This is a genomic window from Kitasatospora sp. NPDC043950, from assembly GCF_056435345.1.
Map to the genome: position 1 here is coordinate 1 of NZ_JBWKER010000100.1, position 13,073 is coordinate 13,073.

Annotated in this window: 11 protein-coding genes and 1 tRNA gene; 5 read left to right on the forward strand and 7 right to left on the reverse strand. The window is 73.2% G+C overall.

What is annotated here, in order from left to right; genetic code table 11:
- Positions 1-330, forward strand: a 330-nt coding sequence (locus tag AC07BF_RS36660) for a tyrosine-type recombinase/integrase (protein ID WP_478334524.1), incomplete at its 5' end; no start/stop codon positions are given.
- 62 nt (positions 331-392) lie between these two features.
- Here AC07BF_RS36660 and AC07BF_RS36665 read toward each other — a convergent pair.
- Positions 393-467: transfer RNA gene (locus tag AC07BF_RS36665), tRNA-Val, on the reverse strand.
- Between the two features lie 162 nt (positions 468-629).
- Here AC07BF_RS36665 and AC07BF_RS36670 point away from each other — a divergent pair.
- The gene (locus tag AC07BF_RS36670) at positions 630-1,997 is read left to right on the forward strand and encodes a hypothetical protein (RefSeq protein ID WP_478334525.1); all 1,368 of its coding nucleotides are present in this window, start codon (positions 630-632) and stop codon (positions 1,995-1,997) included.
- Positions 1,998-2,100: 103 nt separating this feature from the next.
- Positions 2,101-2,331: an FmdB family zinc ribbon protein gene (locus AC07BF_RS36675; protein WP_063347431.1), complete on the forward strand. Its 231-nt coding sequence runs from the start codon at positions 2,101-2,103 to the stop codon at positions 2,329-2,331.
- Between the two features lie 16 nt (positions 2,332-2,347).
- Here AC07BF_RS36675 and AC07BF_RS36680 read toward each other — a convergent pair whose 3' ends face one another.
- The 3 genes from AC07BF_RS36680 to AC07BF_RS36690 form a co-directional block, all read right to left on the reverse strand.
- Complete coding sequence (locus tag AC07BF_RS36680) at positions 2,348-3,217, reverse strand: HAD family hydrolase (RefSeq protein ID WP_478334526.1); 870 nt, start codon at positions 3,215-3,217, stop codon at positions 2,348-2,350.
- Positions 3,217-5,655 (reverse strand): phosphoribosyltransferase, encoded by a 2,439-nt coding sequence (locus AC07BF_RS36685; RefSeq protein WP_478334527.1) that lies wholly within the window; start codon positions 5,653-5,655, stop codon positions 3,217-3,219. Before AC07BF_RS36685 ends, AC07BF_RS36680 begins: the two co-directional genes overlap by 1 nt.
- Positions 5,656-5,816: 161 nt before the next feature.
- Positions 5,817-7,013 (reverse strand): HpcH/HpaI aldolase/citrate lyase family protein, encoded by a 1,197-nt coding sequence (locus tag AC07BF_RS36690; RefSeq protein ID WP_478334528.1) that lies wholly within the window; start codon positions 7,011-7,013, stop codon positions 5,817-5,819.
- A 373-nt stretch (positions 7,014-7,386) separates the two neighbouring features.
- On the opposite strand from AC07BF_RS36690, the gene AC07BF_RS36695 reads away from it, so the two are divergent.
- On the forward strand, positions 7,387-8,553 hold the full coding sequence (locus AC07BF_RS36695) for a TerD family protein (protein WP_478334529.1): 1,167 nt from the start codon (positions 7,387-7,389) through the stop codon (positions 8,551-8,553).
- Positions 8,554-8,638: 85 nt separating this feature from the next.
- On the opposite strand, the gene AC07BF_RS36700 is transcribed toward AC07BF_RS36695, so the two are convergent.
- Positions 8,639-9,385 carry a Tellurium resistance gene (locus AC07BF_RS36700; protein WP_350878113.1) on the reverse strand — a complete coding sequence of 249 codons (747 nt, stop codon included), beginning with the start codon at positions 9,383-9,385 and terminating at the stop codon, positions 8,639-8,641.
- A gap of 373 nt (positions 9,386-9,758) precedes the next feature.
- Between AC07BF_RS36700 and AC07BF_RS36705 the strand changes: the two genes are divergently transcribed.
- Positions 9,759-10,928, forward strand: a complete 1,170-nt coding sequence (locus AC07BF_RS36705) for a DUF2637 domain-containing protein (protein ID WP_363580701.1) — start codon at positions 9,759-9,761, stop codon at positions 10,926-10,928.
- Between the two features lie 70 nt (positions 10,929-10,998).
- On the opposite strand, the gene AC07BF_RS36710 is transcribed toward AC07BF_RS36705, so the two are convergent.
- Complete coding sequence (locus AC07BF_RS36710) at positions 10,999-12,102, reverse strand: DUF475 domain-containing protein (protein ID WP_363580699.1); 1,104 nt, start codon at positions 12,100-12,102, stop codon at positions 10,999-11,001.
- Between the two features lie 157 nt (positions 12,103-12,259).
- Complete coding sequence (locus AC07BF_RS36715; protein ID WP_363580697.1) at positions 12,260-12,838, reverse strand: TerD family protein; 579 nt, start codon at positions 12,836-12,838, stop codon at positions 12,260-12,262.
- Positions 12,839-13,073: the final 235 nt, after the last annotated feature.

Here is a 13,073-nt window from a genome sequence, read left to right on the forward strand (position 1 = left end):
GCCGCGGCCAAGGACAAGGAGTGGGAGGAGAGCGACTACGTGTTCACCACGCGCACCGGCCGGCCGATCGAGCCGCGCAATATCAGCCGGTCGTTCGAGCGGATCGGTCAGGAGGCCAGCCTGCCGCGGATCCGGCTGCACGACGCGCGGCACGGGTGCGCCACCCTGCTGTTCGCGGCCGGGGTGGCGCCTCGGGTAGTGATGGAGATTCTGGGTCACTCACAGATCGCCGTCACGATGAACATCTACACCCACGTGGCCGACAGCGGCAGGCGCGAGGCCATGGGGCATATGGACCGGCTGCTGCGCCGGCGGCGCCCTGCCAAATAGGCGTTGCCGTCACTTTTAGCCGTCAAAGGCCCCCAACCAAGATCGGTTGGGGGCCTTCTGACTGGTGGGCGCGGACGGTTTCGAACCGCCGACATCTGCTTTGTAAGAGCAGCGCTCTACCACTGAGCTACGCGCCCCCTGTCGCGGCCCGGTGGGGGCACGACGACTGCCTAGGGTACCTGGTCCCGGGGGGTGCTGTGGTGCGGGTGGTCGGGGAGTGGGGCGGGTGGGGGTGCCGGTGCGGTGGGGCGATCGGGAAGAATGGGGGTGGATCAGCGGGTCGGAGCAGGGAGCGCGCAGTGACGGTGGCCGGCGGGAGCGGGCGGGGGCGGCGTCGGGCGGGGAGTGCGCTGGCCGACGCACTGGTGGTGCCGGTGGTGCTGGCGGGTGCGCTGGGTGCGCTGGGGCTGGCCTCGGCCGGGACGGGCGGCTGGTGGGGCCGACGCGGCGGGGAGGGTGTGCGGGCGGACGCCAAGGCGGCCCGGGACGCCGCGCAGGAGGCGTTCTACGAGCTGGACTCGACGCAGCGCGAGGTGCAGTTGGCGGTGGAGACCGTCCGGGCGGCCGAGGACGAGGCGACGGCCCGCCGGGCGCTGGCGGATCTGGCGGGGATCACCGGCCGGGTGGACCAGGTCACCGTGAACTACCTGGGCGCGCTGGACGCGTACAACCTGGACGACGAGGCGCTGGACGCCGGCACCGCGGCACGGGCCCGGCGGCAGCTGGAGGACGTGAAGGGGCAGCTCGGCTCGGCCCGGGCGGAGCTGAACGACTTCCTCCAGCGGCTTCAGCCGACCCTCCAGCGCGCGGAGCAGCAACTGATGCGGGTCACCCCGGCGGTGGAGCAGGCGAAGCGCGCGCTGCTCCAGGCGAGCAACGCGCTGGACGCGGTGCGCGGCGCCGGGCTGCGGGCGGACGACCTGGCGGCCCGGCTGGCCGAACTGGCGCCGGAGCTCGGGTTGCTGAACGAGGGGCCGGCCCGGCACGGGGTGGCGCCGACGCTGCGGCGCGCGGACGACGTGCGGCAGCGCGCCGAGGCGATCGCGGCCGACGCCGGTCAACTGCCGGAGCGGGCACGGGAGATCGACCGGCGGGTGGCGAGCCTGCGGACCCGGATCCAGGCGCTGGAGACCAAGGCGGAGACGGTCGAGCCGGCGCTGAGCGAACTGCGCCGCCGGTTCAGCGCGGCCTGCTGGCAGGACCTCCAGCGGGTGTCGGAGCAGGTCGCGGAGACCGGGCGGGCGGCGGAGCGCAAGCTCGCCGAGGCCGCCCGGGCCCGGGACGAGCAGCGCTGGGCGGACGCGACGGGCGCCATCGGTACGGTGCGCGCGCTGTTGGACACCGCGGACGGGTCGGTGGTCGCGGTGAACGAGCGGCTGCGGCAGCTGAACGAGGTGCAGCACGACCCGCACCGGGAGGTGGAGCGGGCCCGGTTCGCCCTGCGCGACGCGCAGCGGCTGGCGATGACGGGCCGCAGCGCGCCGGACCCGCGGCACGCCGCCCCGCTGGACGAGGCGGTGGCGCGGCTGGACCGGGCCGTGGCCACCCTGGAGGCGGCCGGCCGGCACCCCGACTACTGGCACTTCCTGACCGAGCTGGCGGGCGTGCGGGAGACGGCGGCGCAGGTGATCGGGCTGATCCGCGGCGATCTGGGCGGGCACCGGTAGCGCCGGTAGTACCGGTAGCGCCGGCCGGGCAGGACACCGGCAGCACCCACCGATAGGACACCGGTAGGGCGCCGGCAGGGCACCGCCTGGGTACCCTGCCGGTATGCCACGCTACGACTTCCGCTGCCGCTCCTGCGGCGCCACCTTCGAACTCCGCCGCCCGATGGCGCAGGCCGGCGCCCCCGCCGTCTGCCCGCAGGGCCACGAGGACACCGTGAAGCTGCTGTCCGCCGTCGCCGTCACCGGCTCCGCTTCGGGCGGCGCCCCGCGCCAGGCCCCCTCCGGCAACGGTGGTGGCGGAGGGGGCTGTTGCGGCGGCGGCTGCTGCGGCTGACCGCTCCCGCTTCCGCTCAGGAAGCGACGACGGGGGCGGTGGGGGCGACGGGGGCGACGGAAGCGGCGGCCACCCGGGCGAGGAACCGTCGGACGATCTCCTCCCCCGCCGCCACCCCCACCTCGTCGAGGGCGGTGACGCCGGGGGCGGTCCAGCCGCCGTCGGCGAGTTCGCCGTGCCCGGGCCGCCAGGCGGCGTCGGCGGCGAGCAGCAGGTCGGCGTCGAGCAGCGAGTCACCGGCCGCGAGCACGGTGCTCGCGCCGGTGCGCCGGACGGCTTCGGCGAGGGCGGCGCTCTTGCTGAGCGGCGCGGGGACGGCGTAGACCTTGCGGCCCTGGAGCGAGACCGTCCAGCCGCGTTCGGCGCACCAGCCGGTCAGCTCGTCGAGCCAGCCGACGGGCAGCGCGGCGCGCTCGACGACGAGGTAGGCGAACAGCCCGTCGGCGACGCGGCGCTTGTGCGTCCACTCCGGGTCGGCGCTCAGGGCGAGCTGCCGGACGACCTCCTCCAGCGGGGCCGCACCGGAGGCGAGCCGCGCGGTGATCTCGGTGCGCCAGTCCTGGTCGGGCACGCCGTCGACGAGCAGGTGCCCGCCGTTGCCGCAGATCGCGTACGCGGGGACCCAACCGGGCGTCGGGCCGGGCAGGTTGATCCGCTCGTACTGGGCGAGGGTGCGGGTGGTGGCGGGGACGAACCAGGCCTGCCGGACGAGTTCGGCGAGCAGCGCGGCGGCCTGTTCGGTCATGAACGAGAGCGCCTTGCCGTCGTGCACCTCGACGGAGAGCAGCCGGGGCGCGAGCCGGTCGGGGACGTCCAGGGCGAGGGCCCGGTTGGAGTAGACGAGCGTCCGGTCGAGGTCGCTGGCGACGAGAACATCGGCGTTCATCAGGACTCCTTCACCACAACGGTCCTACCGGAGGCCCCGGTCGCTCCCCGACTGTAACGGGGGTGGATGAGGCCGACGCAGGAGTACGGCAGGCCGTCCACCTCCTCGACCTCGACGCCGCGCTGGGCGGCGAGCAGCCGGACGTGGTCGAGGTCGGCGCCGGCGCCGCGCCGGGCGAGGACCCGCCAGGGGACGCGGCGCAGCAGCACCCGGGTGGTCTCGCCGACGCCGGGCTTGACCAGGTTGACGCTGTCGATGCCGTACTCGGTGCTGATCCGCTCGACGGCGGCCCAGCCGGCCCAGTCGGGCGCGCGGTCCGGGGCGGTGTACAGCCGGTCGGCGGCGGCGACGGCCTCCGGGCGGACGGCGTCGAAGTGGTCGGCCACGGTGTCGAGGAAGGCGGCGGAGACGTCCGCGCCGGCCAGTTCGGCGTAGTGCTTGGCGCCGTGGAAGTCGTCCGGGCCGATCAGGCCGGGCCGCAGCACGGTGCGCGAGACCAGGCCGGAGACGGTGGAGTTGAGGCAGGCGGAGGGGATCAGGAAGTCGTCCCGGGTGCCGTAGGTGCGCGCGCAGCGGCCGGGGTCGGCGAGGACGGCGAGGTCCGGGTCGAATCCGGTGCCGGCCAGGGCCTCGGCGAGTTCGCGGCTGATCGCGCCCTTGCCGGTCCAGCCGTCGACGAAGACCACGTCGCCGGCGCGGTGGTGGGCGGCCAGGTAGCGCAGGGCTACCGGGTCGATGCCGCGGCCGCGGACGATGGAGACGGCGTAGTGCGGGGTGTCGAGTCCGTGGGCGTGGGCGAGCCAGCGGCGGATCAGGATGCCGACGGGCGTGCCGGCCCGGGCCAGCGAGGCGAGCACCAGGCCGGGGCCGCGCTCGCGCAGCAGGGTCTCGGCGACGGTGCCGGCGGCGAGCGCGATGCGGCGGGCGGAGGCGCGCAGCGCCTGGTGGAACAGCTCCTGGTATTCGGGGCTGGGCTGGTACTCGACCGGCAGCGATTCGGCGTAGTGCGCGCCGCCGTTCTGGACGGCCTCCTCGCGTTCCTCGGTGGGGGCTTCGAGCGGGACGCCGGAGAGGTCCTTGAGCAGCCAGGCCACCTCGTCGGGCCGGTAGGAGGAGAACGCCGGGCCGTACAACGGGGACGGCAGCCCAGACGGCCGGGGGGAAGGCCGGTGGGAGGGCAGCACCGCGAGCACCACCTGGTCGGTGACCTGCCGCAGCTGGCCGAGCAGGGCGCGCTCGCCCTCGCGCAGGGCGGGGGTGTCGGCGACGTCGTCGACCACCAGCACGACCGCGTCGAACCGGCGGGCCGGGTCGCTGCCGGGGGCGACGTTGTAGGCGTAGCGCTCGCGCGAAGCGTCGTCCTGCGGGTCGTCGTGGGCGGGGAAGGCGAGGCGGGTGCGGATGGCGTAGCCGGGGTCGTCCACGGCGAGGACGGGCGAGCGGGTGGTGGTGGAGTAGCGGACGCGGTCGCCGCCCAGCCGGTCGGCGAGTGCGCCGGCCAGCCTCAGCGGGGCGTACATCAGTTCCTCGAAGCCGAGGACCAGCACGCGCCGCGCCGTAGCGGGCAGTGCGTCGGCCAGCTGTGCGGCCAGGCGGGGCAGGGCGGCGTCCAGTCGGACGCGGTCGCGGGCGGTGAACCCGTGCCGGCCGCCGTCGGGGAGCCCGGCGGGCCAGTCCAGGTCGACCCGGGCGAGCGGTGCGGGCGGTCCGGGGGGCGCGGCGGGGGCGGGGGCGGCCTCGGCTATCAGCCGCTCGGCGCGGTCCAGGACGTCCGCGGGCAGCTGGACGGCGCCGCTGGCGGTGGCCACCAGGTCGAGCCGGACGCCGAGTTCGGCGGCGGTGTCGGCGAGTCGGCGGCGGTCGGCGGTGGAGCGCAGGTCGACCAGGGCGACGACGACGTAGTGGTCGCGGGGGTGGCGGGCGTGCAGTTCGCGGATGGTGTTGAGGACCGTGCGGCCGGTCGAGAACTCGTCGTCGACCAGCACCAACGGGCCGTCACCGGTGAGGAGCTCGGGATCGGCGGGGAGCAGCAGGTGCGAGGTGGCGTGCGAGTGCTCCTCCTCGAAGCCGCCGAGTGGGGGCACGCCGGCCACCGGGCGGCGGGTGGAGTGCAGGTACGGGGCGTCGAGGCCGTCGGCGACGCTGTGGCCGAGGCCGGTGGCCGTCTCCGCGTAGCCGAGGACGACGGCCCGCGCGGCGGCCTCGTCGCCGAGCAACTCGCGGACCTGCCGGCCGAGTTCGAGCCCAACGCCGTGGACGACCGCGGGCCGCTGCGGGACGTGCTTGCCGAGCACGGTGGAGACCAGCAGGTGGGCGCGCTTCGGGTTCTGGGAACGCAGGGCCAGGCCCACGAGTTCGGGGAGGCGGTCCGATCCGGTCAGGGCGATGCCGGCCCGGTCGGCGACCCAACGGCCGGTCCACGTCTGCTGTGCTGTCACTGCTGGTCCTGCCTTCGCATGGTGCGGTGGTGCGGTCTTCGGATCGGTTGGATCGGTCGGATCAGTCGGATCGGCCGGATGGGCCGGATGGGTCGGATCGGTGGGGCCGTTCGGGTCAGCCGCGGACAGCCCCCTCAGCCGCGCGCAGCCCCCTCACCCCCTCACCCCCCGCACAGGCAGGCCGCGAGCAGCTCCGCGAAGCTCACGTCCTCCCGGGCCACCCCGAACACCTCCGCCCGCAGCAACACCCGCTCCGCCCAGGCCCGGTGCGGCCGGGCCTCGTTCATCTTGTTGGTGTACGCCGAGCGCAGGACCCCGCCGCCGTCCCGCTCCTGCCGGAGGATGTCCCGGGCGTCGCAGTACTCCTCGTGCGTGACCACCGAGAGGGCGTGCACGGCGGGGACGTGGCTGGGGTGGATGCAGGTCTTGCCGAGCAGGCCGTTGGCCCGGTCGAGCTCGACCTCCCGGATCAGCCCGTCCAGGTCGTGCTCGATGATCCGCCGGCGGACCTCCTCGCCGGAGGCCCGGGCCGTCCCGGGGGCCTCGGCGAACGGCGTGCGGCGCAGCTGCGGCTTGAACATCCGCTCCTGGACCGGGAAGTACTCCCAGACCGGACCGGTGACGGTGTACCCGGTGCCGTCCGCCCGGCCGAGCACGTTGACCACGTCGCCGATCACCGCCGAGACCAGGGCTACGTCGTATGCGGTGAGGTCGGGCGAGCGGCGCAGGCCGTACGCGGAGCAGAGGTCGGTCACGCCGAGGCGGACGGCGAGCACCCGCTCCCGGTGCCCGGCGAGCAGGTCGGCGATGCCGAAGAGCTGCTGGCGCCTGGTCTCCAGGTGGGCGAGTTCGGGTGACTCCAGGACGGGCATGGCGAACAGCCGGCGCCCGGTGGCGGCCTCGGCGGCGGCCAGGGCGGCCAGGTACGCGCCGCCGGTCTCCGTGGTGAACTTCGGCAGGACGAACCCGCTCAGCAGCTCGACGGCCGGCCCGAGCCGCTCGGCCAGGTCGAGGATCTGGGAGGCGGCTCGAACTCTGATGAAGAGCAGGGGGTGGCCTTGTGTGCAGTCGGTGAAATCCCTGACCAGGTCATTCAACTGCTCGACCAGGTTCCGCTCCCCCGCGTCCACCTCGTGGTCGGCGATCGCGTCCTCCAGGCAGAGCACCATCGACACCACGCCCCGAGCAGCCTGTTTGCGGATGTCGGCGGCCAGCGCGGGCCGGGTGGCGGGGCTGTAGAGGGTGCCGCCGAGGGCGGTGGCCAGCACCGCGGCCTCGCTCCGCGCGGTGAACGGCCGGGGCGGTTCGAGGAAGAGGCGACCGCGTACGTCGTCGGCGAGGTGGCCGAAATGGCGCAAGGTGCTCTCCTCAGAGGTTTGACGGCCACCGGTCCGTTGCCGGGGCGTGCGGCGGCGCGGGACGACACCGCGATCCAGCGGTGCGACACCATGGTTAACCGGTCCACGGGGCTCCGTGGTTCCCGGACGGACGCCGGCGGGCCCCCCTCCGCCCGACCCCGGCGGGCCCTTGGACCGCCCATCGTACGGACGGATTCCGGCCGTCCCCGGTTCCTCGGCACTGAACTCCCGGAACATCGCCGTCCAGATCACTGATCACCGGTCGAGCACCGGCAAACCCCCGGCAAGCGCAAGTCTTGGCAAAGTTCGACCTGGTTCCGACGGTCCCGGTCACGTTGTCCGAAGGGGTGGCGAACGGGCAGGATGGTCGGCTATGACGCACGTGATGGCCAAGGGCGCCAACATCGCACTGCCGGCTGCGGCGGTCCGCGCCGTGCTGCGCTGGAGCGCCACGCCCGGTGCGCCGGACGTGGACGCGTCCGCGCTGCTGCTCGGCGCCACCGGCAAGGTCCGTTCGGATGCCGACTTCGTCTTCTACAACCAGCCGCGACACCCCTCCGGCCTGGTGCGCCACCTGCCCAAGCAGCAGACCTCCGGCGGCGCCGAGATCATCGACACGATCGAGGTCGAACTCGCCAAGCTGCCCGCCGACGTCGACCGGGTGGTGCTGGCCGGCTCCTCCGAGGGCGGCTCCTTCCGCGCGGTGCCCGGGCTGCGCCTGCTGCTCTTCGACGCCACGGCCGGGGACGGCACGCCCGCACTCGCCGAGTTCGCGATCTCCGACGGCGAGAACGTCACCGCCCTGGTCGCGGGCGAGCTGTACCGGCGCTCCGGCGCCTGGAAGTTCCGGGCGATCGGCCAGGGCTACACCTCCGGCCTGATCGGCCTGGCCACCGACTTCGGCATCACCGTCGACGACGAGGCGGAGGCCGACGCGGCCCCGGCGGCGGCCTCGACGGCCACCCCCACCGCCGCCGTCGACCCGCGCAGCACCCCGCTGCCCGCCCCGCGCCCGACCGCCCCGCCCGAGCCCGGCACCTTCACCCTGGCCCCGGCCGTCCCGCAGCCGTCGGCCACCCCCCAGGGCCGGCCCCAGCAGCCCGCCGCGGCCGCCCCGGGCCCGGTGCCGCCCCCGCCGACCGCCCCGCCCACCGTTCCCCCGGCCGCGCCGCCGGCTCCGACCGCACCCCCGGCCCACCAGCCCGGCACCGGGTACGGCTACCCGCAGCAGCCACAGCCCCAGCAGCAGCCCGGCACCGGCTACGGCTATCCGCAGCAGCAGCCCGGTACCGGCTACGGGTACCCGCAACCCACCCCCCAGCCGTACCCGCAGCAGCAGGGCACCGGCTACGGCTACCCGCACCAGCAGCAGCCCGCCCCGCAGCAGCACCCCGGCAGCTACGGCTACCCGCACGCCGGCACCGGCCAGCAGCCGTCGGCCCAGGCCCCCGCGCAACCACCTGCCCAGGGCCCGGCCCAGCCGCCCACCGGCGAGGAGTTCGCCCTGCCGCCGCAGGGCCCGCAGTTCCAGCCCCGCTGACCGGCCTGCTCAGGGCACCACCGCCGCCCGGCTCCGACCAGACCGGGCAGGGCCGAGGCCGGGCGGGGTCGAGGCCGGGCGGGGCCTAGTCGGAACCGCCCTGGCTCTTGTACCCGCGCTGCCACTGCATCCCGAACCCGTACAGCCGGTCGATGTCCGCCTGGAACCCGTTGACGTACCGCACCTCACGGCGCACCGTCAGCTGGTTGTCCCCCGCGTTCTCGATCAGCACCACCGCGCACGAGCGCGCCGCCCGGGCCCGTTCGTCCAGCTTGATCTCGATCCGCGGCCCGGTCTGCGGCACGATCGTCACCACCGCGTGGGACTGCTCGAAGGCCGGCGTGCCGTCGTAGATGTAGACGAAGATCAGCAGCCGTTTGAACTTGTCCTTCTTCTCCAGGTTGACGTACATCGTCTCGCCGGACGGCGCCCCGTACTGGTCGTCGCCGCTGAGCTTGATGTACGGCGGTTGCCGGAGGTCGCCGAAGTAGCCGCCGAGCGGCTGCACCACGCCGCTGCTCCCGTCGGACAGTTCGTACATGCACGCCAGGTCGAGGTCGACGTTGACCTGCTCGTTCTGCACCGAGTCCGGCTCCAGCGGGCGCAGGATGCGGGGGCTGAAGAGGCGCTTGGCGCGTTCCCGGGCACTCGGCCGGACGGCCCCGGAGCGGGTGGTCCAGTGCAGGTTGACGTAGAGGTAGCCGGTGGTGGCCGCGGACCCGGTGATCGCGTGCTGCGGGGTCGACTTGGTGAGTATGACCTTGTGCTGACCGCCCGGGTTGTCGAAGGTGTAGTTCCGCTCCCCGCGCAGGTACTCCCAGATCGAGACCATCCCGCCCTCTCCCCCTGCTCCCGTCAGGCGATCTGACGGTTCGCCGCTCCATGATCGGGCATCAGCCCGGCCCTCGGATACCCAAACCTTCCCCTCCCCTACCCCGTCGGGCCCCCCGGCGCTCACCGCCGGGTCGACGAGTGGAGCGGCCGGCGGGTCGATTGGCGGGAGGAAGCCCCCCTCCCGTAACATGCCGCCCCTTCGGACGCGATATCGTCTAGCCGCACAGGTGTCCCGTCCGCCCCTGCGCGGGTGCGGCGGGTACGCCGTGCGGCGACGAACGAACCGTCAGGCGCGACCCGAGTACCGGGAGCTGACCGCCTGTGTCGCTCTGTGAACCCGTCCCCTGCGGAAACCCGAGGCCCGACCCGCAATGAACCTGACCTCCATACAGCTGGTCTGGACCGTCGTCGGCGGCGCAGCCCTGCTGTTCGTCGCCGTCCTGCTGGCGACGCTGCGTTTCAAGAACACGAAGAAGGAAGAGGCCGGCGACTCCTGGGAGCGCAGCGAGGAGCGTCGGCGGCGCAAGGAGATGATCTACGGCATCTCCTCCTACACGCTGCTGTTCTGCTGCGCCGGTGTCGCCGCCGCGCTGTCCTTCCACGGCCTGGTGGGCTTCGGCAAGGAGAACCTGGGGCTGTCCGGCGGCTGGGAGTACCTCGTCCCGTTCGGCCTCGACGGCGCCGCGATGTTCTGCTCGGTGCTCGCCGTCCGCGAGGCCAGCCACGGTGACGCCGCGCTCGGCTCCCGCCTGCTGGTCTGGGTGTTCGCGATCGCCTCGGCCTGGTTCAACTGGGTGCACGCGCCGCGCGGCGTGTCGCACGACGGCGCCCCGCAGTTCTTCTCCGGCATGTCGATCTCGGCGGCGATCCTGTTCGACCGCGCGCTGAAGCAGACCCGCAAGGCCGCGCTGCGCGAGCAGGGGCTCGTGCCGCGCCCGCTGCCGCAGATCCGGATCGTCCGCTGGCTGCGCGCCCCGCGCGAGACCTACGCGGCCTGGTCGCTGATGCTGCTGGAGAACGTCCGCAGCCTGGACGAGGCGGTCGAGGAGGTGCGCGAGGAGCGCCAGGCCAAGCTGGACGCCAAGGTGCGGGCCCGCACGGCCGACCGCCGCGAGCGGGCCGAGCTGAAGGCCATCTCCCGCCAGGGCGGCATGCTCGCCCGGGCCCGCGGCGGCCGCCAGGTGCCCGCGCTCACGGCTGCCGGCGACGGCCAGACCGCTACGGAGCCTGCCCTAGCCGCCGAGTCGGACACCGCCTCCTCGCACCAGGCCGCCTCGGGCCCGCTGGAGCCGGCCGCGCTGGACGCCGGCCGCCGCCCGCGTGCCGCCGTCGGCTCGTCGTACGCGCCGTCCTCCTCGGCGTCCTCCTCGTCCTCGTCCTACTCGTCGTCCTACTCCTCGTCCTCGTCCGCCGGATCGGCCTCGGGCTCGTCCTACCGCAGCTCGACCATCGACCTGACGGCCGACGACGACACCCTGTCGATGCCCAAGCTGGACTCGCTGGAGCGCAAGCTGCGCGCGATCGAGCAGCAGCTCGGCTGAGCGGGCGCACCGCGACGCGAAACGGCCGCCCCCGGATTCCCGGAGGCGGCCGTTTCGCGTACCCGGCGGGCTATTCGCCGGTACCCGTACTCACCAGTTCCGGTTCGTCCCGCGCGGCCTCGCGCCGGTTGCGCAGGATCGACGAGCCGAGCGCCAGCCCGATGAAGGCGACGCCGATCAGGCCGGTGACGATCTCCGGGATGTGGTACTTGATCCCGACCAGCAGGATCACCGAGAGCGCGCCGATCGCGTAGTGCGCGCCGTGCTCCAGGTAGACGTAGTCGTCCAGGGTGCCCTTGCGGACCAGGAAGACGGTCAGCGAGCGGATGTACATCGCGCCGATGCCCAGGCCCAGGGTGATCTGGAAGATGTCGCTGGAGATGGCGAACGCGCCGACCACGCCGTCGAAGGAGAACGAGGCGTCCAGGACCTCCAGGTAGAGGAAGAGGAAGAACGCGGCCTTGCCGCCGACCTGGAGGATCGACTTGCCGGACTTCTCGGCCTCCTCCTCGCGCTCGGCGTCCTCCTCCAGACCCGATTCGAAGATCGAGGAGAGGCCGCCGACCACGAGATAGGTGATCAGGCCGAGGACACCGGCGAGCAGAACGGTTTCAGCGTGCTCCCCGGCGAAGAAGTTGGAGGCCAGCACCAGCACGACCAGCGCGACGACGCTGGAGAAGGCGTCCAGCTTGCCGACCTTCTCCAGCGGGCGCTCGATCCAGCCCAGCCAGTTGTGCTCCTTCTCGTCGTCGAACACGAAGTCGAGGAAGATCATGAGCAGGAAGACGCCGCCGAAGGCCGCGATGGCGGGGTTGGCCGCCTCCAGGTACTGACCGTAGGTCAGGCCAGCGTGCGTCTTGTCGGAGTGCAGCGCGAGGTCGACGACCGTCGCGGGGTTGAGCTTCGCGGTGAGGCCGACCACCAGCAGCGGGAAGACCAGCCGCATGCCGAAGACGGCGATGAGCACGCCGACGGTCAGGAAGATCTTCTGCCAGTACGGGTTCATCCGCTTCAACACCGTGGCGTTGACCACCGCGTTGTCGAACGACAGGGAGATCTCCAGGATGGAGAGGATCAGCACGATGCCGAATCCTTGGGCCCCCCAGAGCAGTCCGGCCGCGATCAGGCCTAGGACGGTGATCGCGAACGACCAGCCGAAAGTGCGGAGGAACACGGGACTTGGTTACCTTTCGGGTTTCGGGCCGTGCCGGGGGCGGCCTCGTCCCGAGACGCCCTGACCGGGCCGGGCCCGGTCAGGTCACCCCCGCACTGCCTTCTGTTCTCATGATCGTAGGTTGGGTGCGATTGTTCTGATTTTCGCCTTTTCGCCCTTACTGTACGTTTACGCCGAAATCGAGGGCGATGCCGCGCAGGCCGGAGGCGTAGCCCTGGCCCACCGCGCGGAACTTCCACTCGCCCGCGTAGCGGTACAGCTCGCCGAAGATCATCGCGGTCTCGCTGGACGCGTCCTCGGACAGGTCGTAACGGGCGATCTCCTCGCCGTCGAGGGAGTTGGCGACCCGGATGTAGGCGTTGCGGACCTGCCCGAAGTTCTGCAGCCGCGCCTCGGCGTCGTAGATCGACACCGCGAACACCACCTTGTCCGCCTGCGCCGGAACCAGCTCCAGGTTGACCAGGACCACCTCGTCGTCGCCGTCGTCCTCGCCGCCGGTGAGATTGTCACCGGTGTGCTCGACCGAGCCCTCGGGGCTCTTGAGGTTGTTGTAGAAGACGAAGTACTCGTCACCGAGCACCCGGCCGCCACCACAGATCAGGGCGCTCGCATCGAGGTCGAACGGTGCGCCCGTGGTCGAACGGGCGGACCAGCCGAGGCCGATCTGGACCTGCGTCAGGTTCGGCGCGGCCTTGGTGAGCGAGACGTTCCCGCCCTTGGCGAGCGTGACCACCATGACTGTTCTTCCTCCCTTGCCTTCTCCCGGGGCGCGCCTACAAGGTGTAGTCCCCCACGGCCCGGGCCGGCCCCGTTTGGCCGGCTGAACTTCCTGAACTCACATCCTCGCAGCGCACGGAGCCGACACGAAGCCGGGGCGGGGGGGGGGGGGGGGGGGGGGGGGGGGGGGGGGGGGGGGGGGGGGGGGGGGGGGGGGGGGGGGGGGGGGGGGGGGGGGGGTGGGGGGGGGGGGG